Below are 21,854 nucleotides of genomic sequence, written 5' to 3'. Positions count from 1 at the left end.
GGCCGGGGAGCCCGGCCGCCCCCTTCGGGTTAGTACCTTTAGAAGCGGGACAACACCCGCCTTCGTTGTGGAACGGCCGCCTGCCGTAACGTATCCACGGACGGCGCCGAGGGACGGATCGCTCGAACGCGAGTTGAGGAGAGGGCACATGGCAGAACGCGTCGCACTGGTCACCGGCGGCACTCGCGGCATCGGCGCCGCGATCTCGAAGGGGCTGAAGGAGGCCGGCTACAAGGTCGCGGCGAATTACGGCGGCAACGACGAGGCCGCGCAGGCCTTCAAGGACGAGACCGGCATCCCGGTCTTCAAGTTCGACGTCGGCGACGCCGCGGCTTGCGAGACCGGTATCCGCGCGGCGGAGGCCGAGCTCGGTCCGATCGACATCCTGGTCAACAATGCCGGCATCACCCGCGACGGCATGTTCCACAAGATGACCTTCGAGCAGTGGCAGGCGGTGATCCGCACCAACCTCGACTCGATGTTCACCTGCACCCGTCCGCTGATCGACGGCATGCGCTCGCGGGGTTTCGGCCGGATCATCCTGATCTCGTCCATCAACGGCCAGAAGGGCCAGATGGGCCAGACCAACTACTCCGCCGCCAAGGCCGGCGTGATCGGCTTCGCCAAGGCGCTGGCGCAGGAGAACGCCAACAAGGGCATCACCGTCAACGTGATCGCCCCGGGCTACATCGCCACCGAGATGGTCAAGGCGATCGCCCCCGAGGTGCTGAAGGCCAAGATCCTGCCGCACATCCCGGTCGGCCGCCTCGGCGAGGCCGAGGAGATCGCCCGCGCGGTCGAGTTCCTGGCCGGCGAGCAGGCGGGCTTCATCACCGGCTCGACCCTGACCATCAACGGCGGCCAGCACTTCGTCTGATCGAGCCTCGGGCGGGTACGAGGCGGGGGTCTCCCGCCTCGACCCTGTCCCGACGCCCAGCACTCTCGCATCGCTGCGGATACGCCGCATGCGTCCAGGCCTCGCCCGATCCGGGCGGGGCTTTTTTGCGAGGCGGACAGGGTCCTCCGGAACGGAAACCCGGCGGGCTCCCGAGCGGCGCCCGGCCATACGGCAGCGCGGCGCTTCCGATCGCGGGCCTGTGGCTGGCAAACGGGTCTCGCCCCGACATGCCCGTCGGCCCGCCCGCTCACAGTCCCGAGTTGCATCCGGCCGAGAGGCCGTGGCTGCTGGTCGAACGGCCGGGCGCTGACCCGGACGGACCCGAAAGTTTCGTCGGGCGGCGCCGCGCGCTCGATTAAGCAGGCGGGCACTCGGCAGCCCCACGCAGCCAGGCGCAGGCCGTCTGAAAACAGAGACGTCCAGACGGACATCCATTCAGCCAATCGACAGGGATTTCATCGTCGATTTTGCCAATGAAAATAGCTCATTTTAATTTTGTCATAGATTGATCGATATTGATTTCGACATAAAAACGTCCAATACAAATTAATATATCGATTCAATCTTGCATTGTAGCACATATTTGCTCATTAATACTGTAATGCCACAAATTTAAGCGAAATATTAAGCATCATATGAGAACCTCGACGGCAAGACGAAGAGGGGCCACGATGATCCAAAATATACGCATCACCCATCGACTCGCGGTTCTCGCGATTCTGGGTCTCGTCTTTGCATGTGGATCAGTCGGGCTCGTCCTCTGGCAAGTGCGAAGCAGCATGTTGGAGCAGAAGCGCCAGGATATCCGCCACAGCGTCGAGATCGGTGCGACGATCGCGAAAGGGTATTTGAATCGCGCCATGTCCGGCGAATTGAGTGAATCAGACGCAAAATCGAGGCTTGCGCGCGTGCTGCGGCTCGCACGATTCGACGGCGGAAATTACTATTCTGTCTATGATTTCAGCGGCGATACATGGGTCAATGCAGCGCGACCAGAGCTTGAGGGGAAGAGTGCGTTGCATGTCAAAGACAAGTTCGGCAAATTGTTATTCAAGGAAACACTCCGGGCCGTCGAAGAGAATGGATCTGGATTCATGGATTATTATTGGAAAAAACCCGGAGAGGATGTCGAGACGCTCAAGGTCGCTTATGTCATCGCGGTTCCTGAATGGCGTCTCCTGGTGGTGGCCGGCGTTCATGTCCATGACGTCGACACGATCCTGTGGAATCAGGCCAAGTCGATCGGCGTCAAACTCGCCCCCGTGGCGGTCCTGTTCATCCTCCTCGCCCTCGTGATCGGCCGGAGTGTCTCCAAGCCGCTCGGCGGCCTCACCACGTCCATGCAGCGTCTCGCCCGCGGCGAGCTCGATGCCGAGATCGCCGGGGCCGGGCGCCGGGACGAGGTCGGGCAGATCGCCTCCGCGGTCGTCGCGCTCCGCGACGGGTTGCGCTCGCGCGCCCTCGAAGACCTCGCCCGCGACACCGCCGCCCGCCAGGAAAGCGAGAGCCAGCGCAGGCAGGCGATGAACCAGATCGCGCAGGGCTTCGAGCAAGCGGTCGGCGGCATCGTCGCCCGGGTGTCGTCCTCCGCCGCCACGTTGCAGGCCACCGCCCAGGCGATGACCGCCACCGCGACCCAGACCGCCAGCCAGTCCGCCGCCGTGGCTGCCGCAGCCGAGGAGGCCGGCTCCAACGTCAACACGGTCGCTGCCGCCGCCGAGGAATTCGAGGCGTCGGTCCAGGAGATCGGCCGGCAGGTGAGCGGCTCGGCCGCTCTCGCCCGGTCGGCGGTGACCGATGCGGATCAGACGGCGACGCTCGTCCACACCCTCAAGTCCAGTTCGGCCAAGATCGGCGACATGGTGGGGCTGATCTCCTCGATCGCGAGCCAGACGAACCTCCTGGCGCTCAACGCCACGATCGAGGCGGCGCGGGCGGGAGCGGCGGGACGCGGCTTCGCGGTGGTGGCCGCCGAGGTCAAGGCGCTGGCCGAGCAGACCGCGAAGGTGACCGAAGACATCACCCGCCAGATCGGGGAGGCCCAGAGCGCCACGGATCAGGCGGTGTCGGCGATCGGCGGGATCACGGGCCGGATCCGGGAGATCGACGGGATGGCGACGTCGATCGCGGCGGCGGTGGCGCAGCAGGGGATCGCCACGCAGGAGATCGTGCGGAATGTCGGCCAGGCGGCGGTGGGAACGGCCGAGGTGACCGACAACATCTCGGGCGTCGCGCAGGCCTCGGAGGCGACCGGGGCTGCCGCCAGCCAGGTTCTCACGGCGGCGTCCGAGCTGTCGCGGCAATCCGAGCAATTGTCGGCGGAGGTGTGCCGGTTCCTCGCCAGGGTGCGCGCCGCATAGGCCGCGCCCGACCGAGGCCAGGGCCGCGCGCCATCGCGCACGGCCCTGGCCGATTGCGGTCTCACTGCGTCAGCGGGCACCCGCTCGCCTTCGCCGACAGGAACGCCTTGTCGCCGGGAATCGTCGCGAGCAGCTTGTAATAGTCCCACGGCGCCTTCGATTCGGCCGGCGACTTGACCTGGAACAGGTACATGTCGTGGACCATGCGCCCGTTGGCCTGCACCGTGCCGCCGCGGCCGAAGAAGTCGTCGACCTTGAGTTCACGCATCTTGGCCGCGACCGCGTCGGTGTCGTCGGTGCCTGCGGCCTTCACCGCCTTGAGGTAGTGCGTCACCGACGAGTAGGTGCCGGCCTGGATCATGTTCGGCATCTTGCCGGTGCGGGCCATGTAGCGCTTGGCGAAGGCCCGGGCCTGGTCGTCGAGGTCCCAGTAATAGCCTTCGGTCAGCACGATGCCCTGCGCCGCCTTGAGGCCGAGGCCGTGGACCTCCGCCAGCGTGAACAGCAGGGCCGCGAGGCGCTGCCCGCCCTGGACGATGCCGAATTCTGCCGCCTGCTTGATCGCGTTCGCGGTGTCGAGCCCGGCATTGGCGAGCCCGATGATCTTGGCGTTCGACCCTTGCGCCTGGAGCAGGAACGACGAGAAGTCCTGGGCGCTCAAGGGGTGGCGCACCGCGCCCACCACCTTGCCGCCCTTCTGGGTGACGTATTGGGTGACGTCGGCCTGGAGCGCGGAGCCGAAGGCGTAATCGGCGGTGAGGAAGAACCAGGTATCGCCGCCGGTCTCGACCAGCGAGCCGCCGGTGCCGACCGCGAGGGCGTGGGTGTCGTAGGCCCAGTGGAAGCCGTACGGCGTGCACTGCTTGCCGGTGAGGTCCGAGGTCGCGGCGCCGTCGACGATCGTGATCTTGCGCTTCTCCTTCGACAGGCCCTGCACGGCGAGCGCCACCGAGGAGGTGGTCAGTTCCATGATCGCGTCGACACGGTCGGTGTCGTACCATTGCCGGGCGACGTTCGAGGCGATGTCCGGCTTGTTCTGGTGGTCGGCGTCGACGATCTGCACCGGCACGTCGAGGACCTTGCCCCCGAAATCCTCGACCGCCATCTTCGCAGCTTCCACCGAGCCGCGGCCGCCGAAATCGGCGTAGACCCCGGACTGGTCGTTGAGGATACCGATCTTCACCACGCCGTCGGAGGCGCCTTTCGGTGCGGCGGTCTGGGCCTGCGCGGCGACGGCCACAATCAGGCCCGCGGCGAGGGCGGTGGTGCGGGCAAGCGCCCGGCTCAAGCGTGTCATGGTGTTCCTCCCGGGCCGACGTTGCGGCCGCATCCCTGGTCTCGTTTCGCTGATGGCAGCACGGCAGCTAGGGCGGTGCCGGAGCGGGAATCAAGCGGCTGACGGCGCTCCCGCCCCCCGTCTTTCGCAGCACGGCCACGGTTGTGCCCGCGCGCCCGCTGCCTTTTGGGTGCACGGCTCCCTATATGGGCCTATAAGGCGCCCGCGGCGCGCGCCACTACCGTTACGATCGATCGCAGGTTCACGATGCTGGGTTCCCTTGCCAAGAAGATCTTCGGGTCGTCCAACGACCGCCGGGTGAAGGGATACCGACCCCGCGTCCAGGCCATCAACGCCCTCGAGCCCGAGCTGGCGGCCCTGTCCGACGAGGCCTTGCGCGCCCGCACCGACACCCTCAAGGCCGAGCTCGCCGCCGGCAAGACCCTCGACGACATCCTGGTCCCGGCCTTCGCCACCGTGCGTGAGGCCGCCAAGCGCGTGCTCGGCCAGCGCCACTTCGACGTGCAGATGATCGGCGGCATGGTGCTGCACGAGAGCGGCATCGCCGAGATGAAGACCGGCGAGGGCAAGACCCTGGTGGCGACGCTCGCCACCTACCTCAACGCGCTCTCGGGCAAGGGCGTCCACGTCGTCACGGTCAACGACTACCTCGCGCGCCGCGACGCCGAGTGGATGGGCCGGGTCTACCGCTTCCTCGGCCTGACGACCGGCATCATCGTCCACGGCCTCGACGACGTCGAGCGCAAGGCGGCCTATGCCTGCGACATCACCTACGGCACCAACAACGAGTACGGGTTCGATTATCTTCGCGACAACATGAAGTACGAGCTGGGCCAGATGGTCCAGCGCGGGCACAATTTCGCGATCGTCGACGAGGTCGATTCGATCCTGATCGACGAGGCGCGCACGCCGCTGATCATCTCGGGCCCGATCGACGACCGCTCCGATCTCTACGTTTCGATCGACGCGGTGATGCCGCGCCTGGTGCGCGAGGATTACGACCTCGACGAGAAGCAGCGCACCGTCTCGCTGACCGAGGCCGGCAACGAGCACATCGAGGAATTGCTGCGCGAGGCCGGCATCCTCAAGGACGGCGACCTCTACGACGCTCACAACGTCACCCTGGTCCACCACGTCAACCAGGCGCTGCGCGCCCATACCCTGTTCACCCGCGACAAGGACTACATCGTCCGCAACGACGAGGTGGTGATCATCGACGAGTTCACCGGCCGCATGATGCCCGGCCGGCGCTACTCGGAGGGGCTGCACCAGGCGCTCGAGGCCAAGGAGCGGGTCGAGATCCAGCCCGAGAACCAGACGCTCGCGTCGATCACCTTCCAGAACTACTTCCGGCTCTACAAGCACCTCGCCGGCATGACCGGCACCGCCTCGACCGAGGCCGACGAGTTCCAGGAGATCTACAACCTCGAAGTGGTCGAGATCCCGACCAACAAGGAGGTCGAGCGCGTCGACGAGGACGACGAGGTCTACCGCACCGTCGACGAGAAATACGCCGCGATCATCAAGGAGATCGACCGGGCGCATTCCCGCCTCCAGCCGGTGCTGGTCGGCACCGGGTCGATCGAGCGCTCGGAGCATCTGGCGAGCCTGCTGGTCCAGCACGGCTACAAGCCGCTCGACTACAGCGACCCGTCGGCGCTGGAGGACGTCTACGCGGCGGCCCGCGAGGGCCGGGTGACCAAGCGCTTCGCGGTGCTGAACGCCCGCTTCCACGAGCAGGAGGCCTACATCGTCGCCGAGGCGGGCGTGCCCGGCGCGATCACCATCGCCACCAACATGGCCGGCCGCGGTACCGACATCAAGCTCGGCGGCAACCTCGACATGCGCATCGAGCAGGAGCTCGCCAACGTCCCCGAGGGCCCGGAGCGCGACGCCCGCATCGCGACGCTGAAGGCCGAGATCGAGCAGAACCGCGCCAAGGTCCTGGCCTCGGGCGAGCCCGCCGACCCGGCCGCCGGCCGCAAGGCGGCCCTGCCCGGCGGCCTCTACATCGTCGGCACCGAGCGCAACGAGAGCCGGCGCATCGACAACCAGCTCCGCGGCCGCTCCGGTCGCCAGGGCGATCCCGGCCGCTCGAAGTTCTACCTCTCGCTTCAGGACGACCTGATGCGGATCTTCGGCTCCGACCGCATGGACGGCATGCTCCAGCGCCTCGGGCTCGAGGAAGGCGAGGCGATCATCCATCCCTGGATCAACAAGGCGATCGCCAAGGCGCAGCAGAAGGTCGAAGCGCGCAACTTCGACATGCGCAAGAACGTGCTCAAGTACGACAACGTCATGAACGACCAGCGCAAGGTCGTGTTCGAGCAGCGCCGCGAGTTCATGGCGCAGGACAGCGTGCGCGACACCGTCGACGAGATGCGCCAGGGCGTGATCGACGACGTGGTGGCGCGCCACGTGCCGGAGGACGCCTATCCGGAGCAGTGGGACATTGCCGGCCTGCGCGAGAGCGTCACCCGCGACCTCAACCTCGACGTGCCGGTCGAGGATTGGGCCAAGGAAGAGGGCATCGCCGACGAGGAGATCCGCGAGCGCCTGCGCAAGGCCGCCGACGAGGCCTATGCCGAGCGCACCGCCCGCAACACCCCCGAGGTCATGGCCTATGTCGAGAAGCAGGTGCTGCTCCAGAGCCTCGACCATCTCTGGCGCGAGCACCTCGTCACCCTCGACCACCTGCGCCAGGTGATCGGCTGGCGCGGCATCGCCCAGCGCGATCCGCTCAACGAGTACAAGTCCGAGGCGTTCGACCTGTTCAACAGCCTCGTCGGATCGTTGCGCGAGCAGGTCACCGGCCAGCTGATGCGGGTCGAGATCATGTACCAGGAGCCGGAGCCGCAGGGCCTGCCGCCGATGTTCGCCCAGCACCTCGACCCCGTCACCGGCGAGAACGAGTTCGCCTTCGCGGAGGGCGCGGCCGGCGGGGGAGGGGGCGCCTACGAGTTCGCCGGCCAGGCGCTCAACCCCGACGCCCCGGTGCTGGAGCGCAACCCCGAGGACGCCGCGACCTGGGGCCGGGTCGGCCGCAACGAGCCCTGCCCCTGCGGCTCGGGCAAGAAGTACAAGCACTGCCACGGGCGGTTCGCGGCGGACGTGTAGGCGAACGGTCCTGCAATCGGCACGGAGCCCGGGCGCAGGGATCCTGCGCCCGGATGGAGCGAGCCGGATCACACCCCGCAGACCTGCGGGATTGGCCCTGGGCGATCTGACACCCTCGCGTCGTCCCGGGATTCGACGAAGTCGAGGGCCCGGGATCCATCACCGCTGAGGATGCAGAATCCGGCGGGATGCGTCCTGCTCTACCCCTGAGCCGCCCGCGGCGATGGATCCCGGGTTGCCGCTGAGGGCGTCAGCGCCGTCGGGCGCACGAGCCGGCTCCCGGCTCTCCCCCACAACGACGAAAGGGAGGCCGCAGCCTCCCCTCATCCCCTCGCGCCTTGGCATCGACAGGTGGATGCCAAGGCGTCCAGCGCATCGGCGACGACGCCCGTTCGGGCTTGCCTTGCGCCGTCGAACGGATCCGTTCGACGGCGCGGCGGTCTCACTCATTCCGCAACCATCGCACCGCCCCGACGCCGTCGGGGGCGGCACGCGCTCCCCCCTCACGCCGTCCGGCGCAGCGGGTAGGACGGCATCGCGACATCCGCCGCGGCCCGGTCCTGGGCCACGATGACCTCCGGTACGCCGGCGGCCTCGGCGGTGTCGAACAGGCCGACGAGGCGCGGGTCGTCGGCTTCGGCGTTCGAGGCGATCACGACTGCGTCCATCCAGGCCGAGAGCGCGCCGACCAGCGGCCAGGTCCCGGCATCGAAGCCGTCGCCGAGGCAGGTGATCACCCAGTCATAGGCTTCGCCGAGGGCGTCGAAGGTCAGCCCGAGGGCGTCGCCCCCGGCGATCAGCGTCGCGGTCGCGCCGCGGCCGCGGTCGATCAGGTTCAGGCGCCGGCCGGCATCGGCCTGGATCGCGATGGTGAAGTCGGCATTGCCGGCGACGAGGTCGGTCAGGCCGGGATGCGAGCCCTGCGGGCCGTCGAGGCGCACCATCAGGGCGCGGCCGTGGAGGGCGGCGGCGCGGCCGAGGCTGCGGGCGAGGCCGTCGAGGTCCGTCGCGTCGCCGGTGCCGATCAGCATGACCCGACGGCCGCCCCCTGCGGTCTCGACCGCATCGAGCCGCGCCACCAGCACGTCGAGGTCGTAGCGGGAGGCGGCCGGCACGGGATCGGCCGCGACGGGGAGGGCCGGCTCGGCCGGGACCGGTCCCGTCAAGGCCGGCGCGGGCGAGACCGGCGCGGGCGAGACCGGCTCGGAATGGACCGGCGCGACGGCGGGCTCGGGATGGATCGGCCCGGCGGCAGGAAGCGGCGCGGGCGCGGCGGCGACTGCCGCCACCGCGGGCTCGGCCGGGGCGGTGGCGGAGGCCGCTGCCGGCAGGGGGGGCGGTGCGGCGGGTTCCGGCACGACGGGGGCGATCATGACCGGCTCGATCTCCGGCCGGCGCACGGGTGGGCGGCCGCGGCCGCGGCCGGGCGGATCGCCGGCGAGCAGCGCCTTCGCCACCACGGCGCCGATCGCGAACAGGAAGGCGATGACCGTCGCGAACAGGACGATCGGCAGCTTCTTGGGGAAGGAGGGCAGGTCGGGCACCACCGCGCGGGAGACCACGCGGGCATCGGCCGGCGCGGCGCTCGCCGCGTCCCGGGCCGCCGCCTCGCGGAACCGGCCGAGATAGGATTCGAGCTGCTCGCGCTGGGCCTTCGCCTCGCGCTCCAGCGCCCGCAGCTCGACCTCGTCGCCATTGGCCTTGGCGACGATCGTCCGCTGGGCATCCACCGCCGCCTGCAGGCTCTCGACCCGGCTGCCGGCGATGCGGGCATCGTTCTCCAGCGTGCGCACCGCGCGGTCGGCGGCGGCGCGGATCTGCGTCTCCAGGCCTTCGAGCTGGGCGCTCAGCTCCTTCATGCGGGGGTGCTGCGGCAGCAGCGTACGGGCCTCGAGGGCGAGCTGGGCCCGCAAGCCGATGCGCTGCTCGACCAGGCGCCGGATCAGCTCGTTGTTGGCGACGTCGGGGATCTCGAAGCCGCGGCCGTCCCGCAGCATCTCGCGGATCAGCTTGGCCTTGGCGCCGGCATCGGCCTGGGCGGCGCGGGCCTGGGTCAGCTGGGTCGAGAGCTCGGCGAGCTGCTGGGCGGCGAGCGGCTGGTTCGTCGTGCCGCCGCTGCCGATCAGCCCGTTGCGGGCCCGGAACGCCTCGACCTTCGCCTCGGCCTCCGAGACCCGGCTGCGCAGGCCCTCGATGTTGGAGCCGAGCCAGGTCGAGGCGTAGCGGGCGGTGTCGACCTTCGCGGCGGCGAGCGACGAGAGGTAAAGGTCGGAGATCAGGTTGGCGGCCTTCGCCGCGAGTTCCGGATCCTTCGAGCGGAACTCGACCGTCAGGATGCGCGACTTGCCGGCGGGGTAGACCAGCAGCCGCTCGTAGTACTTCTCCAGCACCCGGTCGACCGGCTCGCGGTCGAGGGGATTCTGGGCGAGGCCGAGCATCACCAGCACCTGCTGGAGCCCGCCGACGCCCTGGACCAAGGGGTCGAATTCGGGATTGCCGACGAGGCCGAGCCGCTTGATGGCCTCGCGGGCGAGGTCGCGCGACATCACCACCTGGACCTGGCTCGCCACCGCCTGCTCGTCGATCGGCAGCGGCAGCTCGCCGCGATCCTGCTGCAGGCGCGTCAGGGCGCTGTCGCGGCTCTCCAGCAGGATCTTGGACTCGGCGGTGTAGCGCGGGGTCACCACCTGCACGAAGGCGACCGAGAGCCCGAAGGCCGCGAGCGTCGGCAGCAGGATGACGGGCCAGCGCCGGCGCAGCAGGCGGCCGACATCACCGAGGCTCAGGCCGTCCTCGGACATCCGCTCCGGAGCCGCATCGGATCGGGCGGCGCGGGCGACCTTGGCTTCTTTGGGGCCCTTGCGGCCCTTGCCGGCGAGGCGGTCGGGCAGGCGGGCATGCGACCGCTCGGCGAAGGGAAAGACGCGGGGCATGGGAGACCGTCGGTCGGGAGGCGGAACGGAGGTCCGGAAGGGACCTTGCCCAGAGAACATCCGATTAAGGTTGCGGCTGGGTTAAGGCCTCGCCGTGACTGACGCACCGGGTCAGGACGGGCGACGATGGGTCAGAATTCCTTAACCATGGCGCCCTAGACCTGGGGACAACCTGGGGATCACACCCCACCGCGACAATCTGGACTGGCCGGAAGCGATGAACCGACGCGCCCTCCTCACAGGCATGGCGACGACCGTGGCGACGACCGTCGCCCTCGGAGGCTGCCTGCGGCCGGAATACCGCACAGCCCTCCTCGACGAGACCGGCACCGGCTCGGTCGGCGCCGCCTACTCGCTCGCCGCCGGCGACAAGCTGCGGGTGATCGTGTTCGGACAGGACAACCTGTCGAACATTTACGCCGTGGACGGGGCCGGGCGCATCGCCCTGCCGCTGATCGGCCCGGTCAAGGTCGCGGGCGGCACCACCGCCCAGGCGGCCCGCGCCATCGAGGCGCGCCTGCGCGAGGGATTCGTCCGCGAGCCCCACGTCACGGTCGAGGTCGACGTCTACCGGCCGTTCTTCATCCTGGGCGAGGTCACGACCTCGGGCCAGTACCCCTATGTCAGCGGCATGACCGTCGAGACCGCGGTGGCGATCGCCGCCGGCTTCGGCCCCCGCGCCGCCCGCGACTACGCCGTGCTCACCCGCGAGGGACCGACCGGCCTCGTCTCCGGCATCGTGCCGATGACCTATCCGGTCCGCCCCGGCGACACGATCGTCGTCAAGGAACGCTGGTTCTGAGACCGGCGCCGTTCCTCGACTTGCGCTGACCGACAGTTAACCACGCGATCAGCGATCGTGGTCCGGACTGGACTTCGGTCCTCGCCCTTAACCTCCCGGCCACGGCCCTGAGGCGAGATGGAGGCGGCCGCACGACGCGGCGCCGTCCATCCGTCTTGAGGACAATGCCGTGGCCGCCTCCCAGCTCCGCCTCGCCGCAGACCCCGCGCCGTCGGACGCCGCCGCGCCCCAGGGGGCCGGCGCCCCGCGGGAGCGGATCCTGCACGTCTTCCGTGCGCCCGTCGGCGGCCTGTTCCGCCACGTCGTCGACGTCGCGCGGCTGCAGGCGATGGCGGGCCACGCCGTCGGGCTGTTCTGCGACGCCAGCACCGGCGGTGCCCGGGCGGACGCGGCGCTCGCCGAGCTGGCGCCGCTTCTGTCCCTCGGCGTCACCCGGCTGCCAATGCGCCGCAACCCGCATCCGAGCGACCTCGCCGCACTCACGGCCCTGTCCGGCGTGGTGCGGCGCTTAGGGCCCACCGTGCTGCACGGGCACGGCTCAAAGGGCGGCCTGTTCGCCCGGCTGGTGCCGACGGGCAGCCGGGCCCGTCCGGTCCGGGCCTACACGCCGCATGGCGGCAGCTTCAACTACCGTCCCGGGACGCCGCTGCACCGCCTCTACATGCGGGCGGAGGGCCTGCTCACCCGCCGCACCGACGTGTTCCTGTTCGAGAGCGGCTACATCGCCGGGCGCTACCGCGCCTATGTCGGCCCGACCGACCGGCTGGTGCGGGTGGTCCATAACGGCATCGGCGCGGAGGAATTCGCCCCGATCATCCCGGCCGCGGACCCGCTCGACCTCGTCTATATCGGCGAATTGCGCGAGGCGAAGGGCGTGCCGGTGCTGTTCGAGGCGCTGGCGCGCCTGCGCCAGGAGCACGGGCGGCGATTGACCCTGCTGGTGGTCGGCTCGGGGCCGGACGAGGCCGCCCTGCGCGGGCGCGTCGCCTCCCTCGGCCTGACGGGGGAGGTGCAGTTCGAGCCGCCCCAGCCGATCCGCGCCGCCCTGAGCCGCGCCACCGTGATGGTCGTGCCCTCCCTCGCCGAGTCGCTGCCCTACGTGATCCTCGAGGCGGCGGCGGGCGCCCAGCCCCTGGTCTCGACCGATGTCGGCGGCATCCCGGAGATCTTCGGGCCCGCCGCTCCCGCCCTGGTCCCGCCGAGCGACGCCGCGGCGCTCGCCGCCGCGATCCTGCGCAAGGTCGACCAGGACCCGGCCGAGCGTCGCGGCGAGGCGGCAGCGCTCAGCGCCTTCGTCCGCTGCCGCTTCTCGATGACCCGGATGGCCGAGGACGGGCTCGCCGGCTACGCCGCCGCGCGGGCGAGCCGCTCCCCTGCGCGAGACCCCGGGTGACCCCGGGGCGACCGATTGCCGTCCATTTTCCACAATCCTGTCGGGGTCGCCTTAAGCCTTCCCTCAGAGCTCCCGGGCAGGCTCGCGACCCCACCCTCGACCGACGCGGCGCCCGCCGCGAACCGAGACCGGAAGCCGTGTCATGAGTGCGTTCGACGTCCGCGACATCCTGAAGACCGTGGCGGCTGACCCCCAGGGCCGCGAAGCCGTGCCGCCGGCCGAGACGGTGGCGGCGGTGAGGCCCGACCCCGCCGTCTCGCCGGTGGTGTTCACCGGCTGCGTCCGGGCGGTCGAGTTCGGCCTCGTCGCGCTCGCCGGCCTGTGCGCGCAGCTGTGGCTGCTTGCCGGCGTGGTGCCGCTGCATCTCGGCTACGTCGCGGCGATCCTCGGCCTCGCCGCCCTCAACGTGCTGGTGCTTCAGGCGCTCGGCGCTTACGGCATCCGGGCGTTCCGGGCCTTCTTCAGCGTCGGCGCCCGGGTCGTGCTCGGCTGGTCGCTGGTGATGCTGCTGGCCGCCACCACCCTGTTCCTCGCCAAGCTCGGCGACAACTACTCGCGGCTGTGGCTGGTGAGCGTCTTCGGCAGCGGCCTCGCCCTGCTGATCGTCGAGCGCCTGGTGCTGTCGCTGGTGGTGAGCGCGCAGATGCGCCGCGGCCGCTTCGACCGGCGCGTCGCCGTCGTGGGCGGCGGCGAGCCGGCCGAGGCGCTGATCCGGGCGATCGAGGCGCAGAGCGATTCCGGCCTCAAGGTCGTCGGCCTGTTCGACGACCGCAACGACGGCCGCTCGGCCGACGTGGTCGCGGGCTACCCGAAGCTCGGCACCGTCAGCGACCTCGTCACCTTCGCCCGGCGCACCAAGGTCGACCTGATCGTGTTCACGCTGCCGATCTCGGCCGAGGCGCGCATCCTGCAGATGCTGGCCAAGCTCTGGGTGCTGCCGGTCGATATCCGCCTCTCGGCCCACGCCTCGAAGCTGCGCCTGCGCCCGCGCAGCTACTCCTATCTCGGCTCGGTGCCGGTGCTCGACGTGTTCGACCGGCCGATCGCCGATTGGGACGTGGTGGTGAAGGGCGTGTTCGACCGCGTGGTTGGCGCTGTGCTGCTGGTCCTGCTCTCGCCGGTGCTGCTGGCCGTCGGCCTCGCCGTGAAGCTGACCTCGCCGGGCCCGGTCTTCTTCCGCCAGAAGCGCCATGGCTTCAACAACGAGGTCATCGACGTCTACAAGTTCCGGTCGATGTATACCGACCAGTGCGATTACGCCGCCGCCAAGGTCGTCACCAAGGGCGATCCGCGGGTGACCCCGGTCGGGCGCTTCATCCGCAAGAGCTCGCTCGACGAGCTGCCCCAGCTGATCAACGTCGTGAAGGGCAACCTCTCGCTCGTCGGGCCGCGCCCGCACGCCCTCCAGGCCAAGGCCGCCAACACCCTCTACGATCAGGTCGTCGATGGCTATTTCGCCCGCCACAAGGTCAAGCCCGGCATCACCGGCTGGGCCCAGATCAACGGCTGGCGCGGCGAGACCGACACCAACGAGAAGATCCAGCGCCGCGTCGAGCACGACCTGTACTATATCGAGAACTGGTCGGTGTTCTTCGACCTGCAGATCCTGGCGATGACCCCGCTGGCCTTGTTCAAGACCGAGAACGCGTATTAGGACAGAAGGTGTGTGTGTGGAGGAGGGGGCGCCTCGTCCCTCCTCGACCCTGGGACCGGGACGGCATCAACCCTCGTCCCCGGCGGCGGCGTCAGCCGCCCCCGCTTTCCCCGAGGCCGACGCGCAGCGGCAGGAGATCCGGGATCCCGTCGTCCGGCTCGCCGCGAAGCGGCTCTGCCTGTGCGATGTTGCGGAGGCGTCGCGAGTTCCTTGCCGGTTCCCGGATTTCCTTCCGCTCTCGCTTCGTGCGTCCGGGGAAGGGGTGGGAAGCGTGATGGTGCGTCCGGACGGCGACCCGGGCTTCCGGCGGTGGCGTGCCGCGCGCCCTCCGGTACCGGAGGCGGCATCCCGCGCGTGATCGTGGGAGGATGTGCGCCGGACGGCCCCCGTGCCGTGCGAGCCGGTCTCAGCCGATATACGGCCACGCCCGCAGGGGGCAGGTGGTCTCGGGCACGGGAGCCGTCCCGCTGTCGCCCGCCCGGTCGATCGGCACGATATGCGCCGGCCGGGCCGGCGACAGGTGGCTCCAGCCGACCAGGATGATCCCCGCGCACAGAATACGCATGACGTTCAGCATCGTCGCTCCTCCCCTTCGGCCGCGTCGGACCGTCGTCGGAGGGGCGTTTAGGCCGTCGGCATTGCAGCGTGATTGCGTGCCGTGTTGCGAGCGCGGCGGTGATCCTGGCAACGGACGACGTCCCGGGCGCGGCCAGGTCCTGAACGCTTCGCTCGATTGCTCCCACCCTGCTCGACATCCTCCCACGTCCCCCGGGTCGCGCCGCGCGGACCCGGGGGACGTGGAAGGGAGCTGGAACCCGCCGTCGCGAGGGCGGGCGGTCCGCCCGTCACTCGGCGGTCGCGTCCACGTTCAGGCGGTCGAAGATCTTGCCCGGGCTCGGGGCGGTGCTGAAATCCATCAGGCCGAGGCCTGCCGGATCCTTCGCGGTGGCGCTGACCGAGAGACGGCCGGGCTTGACCACGAAGCGCGACACCGCCTGTCCCAGCGCCTTGGCCGCGGGTGATCCGCCGAGCACCGCCGGGATGCCCAGCATCGCGGCGGTGCCGTATTCGCGCTGCAGTTCCTCGGGCTTCAGGCTCTGGGCCTTGGCCTGCTGGTCGACGAAGCGCTGGAACAGCCCGCCATTCTCCAGGGTGAGGCCGAGGGACTTGGCGCTGGCGCCGAGCAGCGCCAGGGACGACACCATCGGCTCGGGGTCGAACACCTCCTTGCCGATCCCGCCGATCGTACCGGTGATCCGGGCGGTGCCCATGTCCTTGCCCGTCAGCGTCACGTCGCGAAACGTCACCTCCCGGCTCGCCTCGTCCCAGCGGGCGTCGATCTGGCCGGAGAGGTCGAGGGCGGTGTAGCCGAGGCCGGCGAGGTCGGAGAGCACCGGCGCCGTGGTCCCGGGCGGCACCGCGCAGGTGAAGCCGTCGAGGGCGAGGCGCGAGGCGGTCGGCACGCCGTCGCGCGGCTCGCTCATCGTGAGGGAGCCGCTGCGCACGGCGAAGCGCAGCGGACCCGAGGACTGGAGCGGGTCCGGTCCGGATCCTGTCTCGGAGCCCTGGGCCGGCAGGTCGACATCGAGGCTCCGTACCGCGACGGTGCCGAGGGACGGGGCGTAGCGGCGCATCTCGGCCGGGTCGAGCGGGCCGGCGGCGGCGCGGCGCAGGCCCTCCAGCACCGGCTTGAGCGACAGCCCGGACAAGGACAAATCCTTGAGGGCGACGCGGCCGGCCGGAGACTCGACCGCCAGCCCCTCGGCCTTCACCACGCCATCGGGTGCGTAGGTCAGGCGGGCGAGGCTCGCCTGGACCGGCTTCGGCTTCGGGCCGCCGCCCGGTGCCGCCAGGGTGATGCCGCTGATCTCGAGCCCGCCGAGGCCGACCGCGTCGAGGAGGTCGGCGGCGAGGCCCGCCATGCGCGCCCGCTCCGGCCCCTCGGCCTTGGCTCCGGGGCCGGCCCCGTCCGCGAGCGCCCGCGCCGTCTCGCCCCACGGGATCGTGGTCGGCCGGCCCGACAGGTCGCGGGCATCGATCCGGGCGATGCGGAAGGCCGCGCCGTCGGGACCGGTCAGCGCGATATCCTCGGCGGTGATGCCGCCATAGACCCGGATCGGCGCCGCATCCGGGCCGCCGGCCTCGGTGAAGAGACGCGCAAGGCCGGGGAGGTCGATCTCGCGGGCGCTCAGGCGGCCATAGGCGCCGGCGGCGTCGGGACCCGGCCCCTCGACCGTCAGGGTGGCGCCGCCGGCCTCCAGCGTGCCGATCCGGCCCGCCGTCACGTCCCGGGCGACGACGTCGTGATAGACCGCGACCTGGACGCGCCCGCCCGCCGGCTGCTCGACGCGCAGGACCGGGATCACGATCTCGCGGGCGGAGAGCTTGGCGAGGCGGGTCCGCCACGGGGCGGGGCCGGCCGGGTCGAGAGCCGCCCGCGCCTCGTCCCGCGACAGGGACGTTCCGCGCAGCTCCAGCTTCGGCGCCTTCAGGATCACCGGACCGAGCGGCAGCACCACCCCGTCGAGGGTGACGGTGGTGTCCTGTCCCGGGGCCCCTTGCGCCAGCGCCGGGCCGGCGAGGAGCGGCACGGCCGCCGGCAGGCCGGTGGCGATCGACGCGCAGGCGAGGACGCCGAGCGCGGCCCGGGCCACGCCCGTTGTGAGTGAGCGGGTCATGGCGGAACGTCCCGGGAGAGAGAAGATGAGGCTCAGAGCGAGAACGAGGTGCCGCAGCCGCAGGAGGCGGTGGCCTGCGGGTTCTCGATCTTGAACGACTGGCCGATCAGGTCGTTGACGAAGTCGATCGTCGCGCCCTCCATGTACGGCAGCGAGGTCGGATCGACCAGCACCGTGGCGCCGTCCTGCTCCACCGCGAGGTCGTCGGCGGTGCGGTCCTGCGCAATGTCGAAGGCGTACTGGAACCCGGAGCAGCCGCCGCCATTCACGCTGATGCGCAGCATCGAGCCGGGCGGCTCGGAGCCCATGATCTCGTTGATGCGGCGGGCGGCGCGGGACGTCAGGGTGATCGGGGTCATCGACGGCTTCTCGGGTGGGGGTCCGGCGTGCGATGGCAACATAAGAATGCGGGACGTGCACCGCAACAGCGGTACGAGGATGGGGAGCGGGAACGTGAGACGGACAGGCGAGCGCTGGCGGGCCCCTTACGGCAGCGACCCGTTCGCGTCGCGCGGGCGGCTGATCCCCGAGACGGCCTCGCCGACCCGCACCGACTTCCAGCGCGACCGCGACCGGATCGTGCATTCCGCCTCGTTCCGGCGGCTCAAGCACAAGACCCAGGTCTTCGTGCATCACGAGGGCGACCATTACCGCACCCGGCTGACCCACACCCTCGAGGTGAGCCAGATCGCCCGGGCGCTGGCCCGCGCGCTCGGCCTCGACGAGGACCTGGCCGAGGCGCTGGCCCTCGCCCACGACCTCGGCCACACCTGCTTCGGCCATACCGGCGAGGACGCGCTGCATGCCTGCATGAGCGAGCATGGCGGCTTCGACCACAACGCCCAGGCCCTGCGGCTGGTGACCCGGCTGGAGCGCCGCTACGCCACCTTCGACGGGCTCAACCTGACCTGGGAGACCCTGGAGGGCCTGGTCAAGCATAACGGCCCGCTCCTGACCCCGGACGGGGGATTGATGCCGCACTACGCCGAGGGCGGCATCCCGGTGGCGATCACCGAGTACAACGCGATCAACGACCTCGAACTCGCGACCTTCGCCGGGCCGGAGGCCCAGGTCGCGGCCCTCGCCGACGACATCGCCTACGACGCCCACGACCTCGACGACGGGTTGCGCGCCGACCTCTTCTCCCTCGACGACCTGAGGGAGGTGGCGTTCCTCGCCGACCTCCTCGACGAGATCCGGCGCACCTATCCGGGGCTCGAGCGCTCGCGGGTGGTGCACGAGCTCGCCCGACGGGTCATCACCCGCTTCGTCGAGGACGTGATCGCCGAGGCCGAGCGCCGCCTCGACGCCTTGCGGCCGGCCGACGCCGCCGCGATCCGCCAGGCCTCGGCGCCGGTGGTCGCCTTCTCGGAGGCGATCGCGGCAGCCGACCGGGACATCAAGACCTTCCTGTTCGCCCGGATGTACCGCCATCCCGGCGTGATGGCGGTGCGCCGCCGCGCCGCCTCGATCGTCGAGGACCTGTTCGCGGCCTTCCGCGCCGATCCGACCCGGATGCCCGAGGAGTGGCGCGCCGGCCTCGCCGGCCCGGACGACCCCCGCACCCCGCGCCGCGTCGCCGACTTCATCGCCGGCATGACCGACAATTACGCGGTCAGCCAGCACCGCCGGCTGTTTCCCGAGACGCCGGACCTGCACTGGGTGATCTGGCCGGGCGGGGAGGGGTGAGGGAGATTCGGCCTGCGCGAGGCGCCCGGGATGACCCGGAGGATTTAAGAGCTGCCGGCTGCGATGGTGAGGGTGATCACTCCGTCGCGATCACCTTCTGCAGACACACGGCGGTCGTGTCGCGGTAGCCCAGGTGATCGTAGAACCCGAGCACCCCCGCGTTCTCCCGCCGCACCAGCAGTTGCACCTTCCACACGCCGCGCGCCGCCAGCCAGGCCTCGCCCGCCTCGACCATGAGCCGTCCGAGCCCGCCGCCCTGATGCGCCGGATCGACCGCGACGTAGTAGAGCCAGCCGCGATGCCCGTCCTCGCCGGCCATGGCGCTGGCGACGACACGATCCTCGATCGCCGCCACCAGCACGGTCCCGTGCGGCCCCCGGCGCGCGAAGGCGATGTCGGTGGCGGGGTCGTTCCAGGGCCGCGCCACCCCGGCGGCGTGCCACAGGGCGATCACCGCCGGTATGTCGGCATCCTCGATGGCACGGATCGTCGGCGTCATGCGGACCTCTCGTCGTCCCGCGCCCGCCGGCTTGTCAGGGCCGCCCGGCGGGGCGATGGATGCCGCTACACCATCGAAGGAGCCATCGGAATGCCCCGACTGATCGACCTCTCGATCGCGATCGAGAACGATGTTCCGGCGGATCCGCCGTTCCAGCGCCCGACGGTCACCTACATGGATCACGCCACCTCGGCCGCGATGGTGGCCGGGCTGTTTCCGGGCCTGACGCCCGCGGACCTGCCGGACGGCCAGGGCTGGGCGGTCGAGAGCGTGCAGCTCTCCACCCATAACGGCACCCATCTCGACGCGCCGTGGCACTACCACCCGACGATGGACGGCGGCGCCCGGGCGATCACCATCGACGAGGTGCCCCTCGACTGGTGCTACCGCCCCGGCGTGAAGCTCGATTTCCGCCACCTGCCCGACGGCCACGTGGTGATGCCCGACGAGATCGACCGCGAGCTCGCCCGCATCGGCCACGCGCTCCAGCCCCTCGACATCGTGCTGGTCAACACCCGCGCCGGCTCGCGCTACGGGCAGCCCGACTACGTCGATACCGGCTGCGGCATGGGCCGGGCCGCGACCCTGCACCTGACCGGCCAGGGCGTGCGGGTCGTCGGCACCGATGCCTGGAGCTGGGACGCGCCGTTCTCCCACACCGCCCGGCGCTACGCCGAGACCCGGGATGCGAGCCTGATCTGGGAAGGTCACAAGGCCGGCGCCGAGGCCGGCTACTGCCAGATCGAGAAGCTCGCCAACCTCGAGGCCCTGCCGGCGACCGGCTTCACGGTCGCGTGCTTCCCGGTGAAGATCAAGGCCGCCTCGGCGGGATGGACCCGGGCGGTGGCGATCCTGCCGGATTGAGGCACGTCAGCCGGCGGCGAGGCGCTTGCGCTGCACCTTGCCGTTCGGCGTGCGCGGCAGCGCCTCCAGGAACACGATCTCGCGCGGGCACTTGTAGGCGGCGAGCCGCTCGCCGCACCAGGCAAGGAGCGCCTCCCGCTGCGGTGCCGTGCCGGGTTTCGGCACCACGAAGGCGGCGATCACCCGCACGTCGTCGCGCACGGGAAGCTCGGCCACCGCCACCTCCTGCACGTCGGGATGGGCGACCAGCGCGCCCTCGACCTCGTTCGGCGACACCCGGTAGCCGAAGGCGTTCATGATGTCGTCGTTGCGGCCCTCGAACCAGACGTAGCCGTCGGCATCGAGCGAGGCGAGGTCGCCGCCGGTGAACCACTCGCCCCGCATCACCGCGGCCTCTTCCTCGGGCCGGTGCCAGTAGCCGAGCATCAGGGCCGGGTCCGAGCGGTGGATCGCGAGGAGCCCGACTTCGCCCACGGGCAACGGCTCCGCAGGGCCCTCGACGGGCAGGATCGCGACCCGCCGCCCCGGCTGCGGCTTGCCCGGCGAGCCGGGCTTGATCGGCACCAGCGGGCTCGTCGAGATGTAGGTCGAGATCTCGCTCATCCCGAGCGCCTCGTAGAGCGGCGTGCCGGTGGCCGCCTGCCATTCGGCGAGCAATTGCGGCGACAGCGCCTCGCCCGCGGTGATGCCGTGGCGCAGGGACGACAGGTCGTGGGCGGCGGGATCGGCGTATTTGAGGATCTGCCGGTAGAGGCTCGGCACCGCGGCGAACAGGGTGGCGCGGTAGCGGGCGATCAGGGCCGGCCACAGGGCCGGGTCGCGCCGGCCGTTATAGAGCACCGTGGTGGCGCCCCGGGCCCAGGGATCCTGGATGCCGACCCCGAGGGTGTAGGTCCAGTTCATGGTGCCGGCATGGAGCACCACGTCGTCCTCGCGCAGGCCGAGCCAGAATTCGTGCATCGGCCGCCGGCCCCAGATCGTCCGATGGGCGTGCAGCACCCCCTTTGGCCGGCTGGTGGTGCCGGAGGTGTAGACCAGCGTCGCCGGATCGTCGGCGGCCGTGTCGGCGTAATCCTCGATCGGCGGCCCGCTCCGCAGGCGGGCGATGTCGTCGCGCCGCAGCACGATCCGGCCGCGGCAGGCCTCCGGGTCGAGGGGGCAGTCGTCGGCCGCCGCGATCACCGCGGCGTCGGAATCCTGCATCAGGAACGCCGCCTCGCTGGCCGTCAGCTGCGGCGAGGACGGTTGCGCCACGAGACCGGCGGCGAGGGCCGCGAAGTAGGCGATGACGTAATCCGCGTCGTTGCCCATGCGGATCATCACCCGGGCGCCCGGCGGCAGGCCGAGATCGCGCAGCCCCGCCGCGACGCCCCGCACCGCCCTATCGACTTCGGCGAAGGTCATGACCTCCGTCCGCCCGTGATCGCCGACCATGACCAGCGCGGGCTTGTCGCCGCGCGCGCGGGCATTGGCCTCCAGGCAGTAGCGGGCGCCGTTGAAGCGGGGCGGCGGCTGGCGGTCGTCGAGCAAGGCGCGGGCTCCAGGGGACGGGGAGGAAGCCTGTGCTAGCGCGGGGGTGCGGCTGTTGCCAATGGCGGCCACTCGGTTCCCCGCGGTGATCCTGGCCATATGCGGGTGACCAGAAACCGGAAAAGCGTTGGCGTTTCGAT

Annotated in this window: 15 protein-coding genes; 8 read left to right on the top strand and 7 right to left on the bottom strand. The window is 70.5% G+C overall.

Features of this window, described 5'->3' with window-relative positions:
- Positions 1 to 148 precede the first annotated feature (148 nt).
- Complete coding sequence (gene phbB / locus FF100_RS23060; protein ID WP_139038097.1) at positions 149 to 877, top strand: acetoacetyl-CoA reductase; 729 nt, start codon at positions 149 to 151, stop codon at positions 875 to 877.
- 800 nt (positions 878 to 1,677) lie between these two features.
- Positions 1,678 to 3,258 carry a methyl-accepting chemotaxis protein gene (locus tag FF100_RS23055; RefSeq protein WP_139038096.1) on the top strand — a complete coding sequence of 527 codons (1,581 nt, stop codon included), beginning with the start codon at positions 1,678 to 1,680 and terminating at the stop codon, positions 3,256 to 3,258.
- Between the two features lie 61 nt (positions 3,259 to 3,319).
- Here the strand turns inward: FF100_RS23055 and FF100_RS23050 are convergent, their stop codons facing one another.
- Positions 3,320 to 4,555, bottom strand: coding sequence for an ABC transporter substrate-binding protein (locus FF100_RS23050; protein WP_139038095.1), 1,236 nt, complete (start codon positions 4,553 to 4,555; stop codon positions 3,320 to 3,322).
- 246 nt (positions 4,556 to 4,801) lie between these two features.
- Between FF100_RS23050 and secA the strand changes: the two genes are divergently transcribed.
- Positions 4,802 to 7,672: a preprotein translocase subunit SecA gene (secA, locus tag FF100_RS23045; RefSeq protein ID WP_139038094.1), complete on the top strand. Its 2,871-nt coding sequence runs from the start codon at positions 4,802 to 4,804 to the stop codon at positions 7,670 to 7,672.
- A gap of 503 nt (positions 7,673 to 8,175) precedes the next feature.
- Here secA and FF100_RS23040 read toward each other — a convergent pair.
- Entirely contained in the window at positions 8,176 to 10,473 is a 2,298-nt protein-coding gene (locus FF100_RS23040) for a GumC family protein (RefSeq protein ID WP_171070301.1), read from the bottom strand.
- A gap of 349 nt (positions 10,474 to 10,822) precedes the next feature.
- Between FF100_RS23040 and FF100_RS23035 the strand changes: the two genes are divergently transcribed.
- The 3 genes from FF100_RS23035 to FF100_RS23025 all read left to right on the top strand — a co-directional run bounded on the left by FF100_RS23035 (position 10,823) and on the right by FF100_RS23025 (position 14,454).
- Entirely contained in the window at positions 10,823 to 11,407 is a 585-nt protein-coding gene (locus FF100_RS23035) for a polysaccharide biosynthesis/export family protein (RefSeq protein ID WP_139038092.1), read from the top strand.
- 169 nt (positions 11,408 to 11,576) lie between these two features.
- A complete protein-coding gene (locus FF100_RS23030; RefSeq protein ID WP_139038091.1) occupies positions 11,577 to 12,800 on the top strand; it encodes a glycosyltransferase family 4 protein in 1,224 nt (407 codons plus the stop codon).
- Between the two features lie 142 nt (positions 12,801 to 12,942).
- Positions 12,943 to 14,454, top strand: coding sequence for an undecaprenyl-phosphate glucose phosphotransferase (locus FF100_RS23025; protein WP_139038090.1), 1,512 nt, complete (start codon positions 12,943 to 12,945; stop codon positions 14,452 to 14,454).
- Between the two features lie 406 nt (positions 14,455 to 14,860).
- Here FF100_RS23025 and FF100_RS37240 read toward each other — a convergent pair whose 3' ends face one another.
- From FF100_RS37240 to FF100_RS23015, 3 genes are all read right to left on the bottom strand, one after another.
- A complete protein-coding gene (locus FF100_RS37240; RefSeq protein ID WP_171070297.1) occupies positions 14,861 to 15,031 on the bottom strand; it encodes a hypothetical protein in 171 nt (56 codons plus the stop codon).
- A 268-nt stretch (positions 15,032 to 15,299) separates the two neighbouring features.
- On the bottom strand, positions 15,300 to 17,132 hold the full coding sequence (locus FF100_RS23020; protein WP_139038089.1) for a hypothetical protein: 1,833 nt from the start codon (positions 17,130 to 17,132) through the stop codon (positions 15,300 to 15,302).
- 32 nt (positions 17,133 to 17,164) lie between these two features.
- Positions 17,165 to 17,491: a HesB/IscA family protein gene (locus tag FF100_RS23015; RefSeq protein WP_139038088.1), complete on the bottom strand. Its 327-nt coding sequence runs from the start codon at positions 17,489 to 17,491 to the stop codon at positions 17,165 to 17,167.
- Between the two features lie 79 nt (positions 17,492 to 17,570).
- Here FF100_RS23015 and FF100_RS23010 point away from each other — a divergent pair, with 79 nt between their 5' ends.
- Positions 17,571 to 18,821 (top strand): deoxyguanosinetriphosphate triphosphohydrolase, encoded by a 1,251-nt coding sequence (locus FF100_RS23010; RefSeq protein WP_139038130.1) that lies wholly within the window; start codon positions 17,571 to 17,573, stop codon positions 18,819 to 18,821.
- Between the two features lie 76 nt (positions 18,822 to 18,897).
- Here FF100_RS23010 and FF100_RS23005 read toward each other — a convergent pair whose 3' ends face one another.
- Positions 18,898 to 19,320: a GNAT family acetyltransferase gene (locus tag FF100_RS23005; RefSeq protein WP_139038087.1), complete on the bottom strand. Its 423-nt coding sequence runs from the start codon at positions 19,318 to 19,320 to the stop codon at positions 18,898 to 18,900.
- Positions 19,321 to 19,410: 90 nt separating this feature from the next.
- On the opposite strand from FF100_RS23005, the gene FF100_RS23000 reads away from it, so the two are divergent.
- Positions 19,411 to 20,184, top strand: coding sequence for a cyclase family protein (locus tag FF100_RS23000; protein ID WP_139038086.1), 774 nt, complete (start codon positions 19,411 to 19,413; stop codon positions 20,182 to 20,184).
- Positions 20,185 to 20,190: 6 nt separating this feature from the next.
- Here the strand turns inward: FF100_RS23000 and FF100_RS22995 are convergent, their stop codons facing one another.
- Positions 20,191 to 21,714 carry an acetate--CoA ligase gene (locus tag FF100_RS22995; RefSeq protein WP_246102256.1) on the bottom strand — a complete coding sequence of 508 codons (1,524 nt, stop codon included), beginning with the start codon at positions 21,712 to 21,714 and terminating at the stop codon, positions 20,191 to 20,193.
- Between the last annotated feature and the right edge of the window lie 140 nt (positions 21,715 to 21,854).

Source organism: Methylobacterium terricola, assembly GCF_006151805.1.
GTDB lineage: Bacteria > Pseudomonadota > Alphaproteobacteria > Rhizobiales > Beijerinckiaceae > Methylobacterium > Methylobacterium terricola.
This window is presented reverse-complemented; position numbering and strand designations above follow the sequence as displayed.

Coding starts and splice junctions, on each gene's coding strand:
- phbB (WP_139038097.1), top strand. CDS start 149: ATGGCAGAACGCGTCGCACTGGTCACCGGCGGCACTCGCGGCATCGGC.
- FF100_RS23055 (WP_139038096.1), top strand. CDS start 1,678: ATGTTGGAGCAGAAGCGCCAGGATATCCGCCACAGCGTCGAGATCGGT.
- FF100_RS23050 (WP_139038095.1), bottom strand. CDS start 4,555: ATGACACGCTTGAGCCGGGCGCTTGCCCGCACCACCGCCCTCGCCGCG.
- secA (WP_139038094.1), top strand. CDS start 4,802: ATGCTGGGTTCCCTTGCCAAGAAGATCTTCGGGTCGTCCAACGACCGC.
- FF100_RS23040 (WP_171070301.1), bottom strand. CDS start 10,473: ATGTCCGAGGACGGCCTGAGCCTCGGTGATGTCGGCCGCCTGCTGCGC.
- FF100_RS23035 (WP_139038092.1), top strand. CDS start 10,823: ATGAACCGACGCGCCCTCCTCACAGGCATGGCGACGACCGTGGCGACG.
- FF100_RS23025 (WP_139038090.1), top strand. CDS start 12,943: ATGAGTGCGTTCGACGTCCGCGACATCCTGAAGACCGTGGCGGCTGAC.
- FF100_RS37240 (WP_171070297.1), bottom strand. CDS start 15,031: ATGCTGAACGTCATGCGTATTCTGTGCGCGGGGATCATCCTGGTCGGC.
- FF100_RS23020 (WP_139038089.1), bottom strand. CDS start 17,132: ATGACCCGCTCACTCACAACGGGCGTGGCCCGGGCCGCGCTCGGCGTC.
- FF100_RS23015 (WP_139038088.1), bottom strand. CDS start 17,491: ATGACCCCGATCACCCTGACGTCCCGCGCCGCCCGCCGCATCAACGAG.
- FF100_RS23010 (WP_139038130.1), top strand. CDS start 17,571: ATGGGGAGCGGGAACGTGAGACGGACAGGCGAGCGCTGGCGGGCCCCT.
- FF100_RS23005 (WP_139038087.1), bottom strand. CDS start 19,320: ATGACGCCGACGATCCGTGCCATCGAGGATGCCGACATACCGGCGGTG.
- FF100_RS23000 (WP_139038086.1), top strand. CDS start 19,411: ATGCCCCGACTGATCGACCTCTCGATCGCGATCGAGAACGATGTTCCG.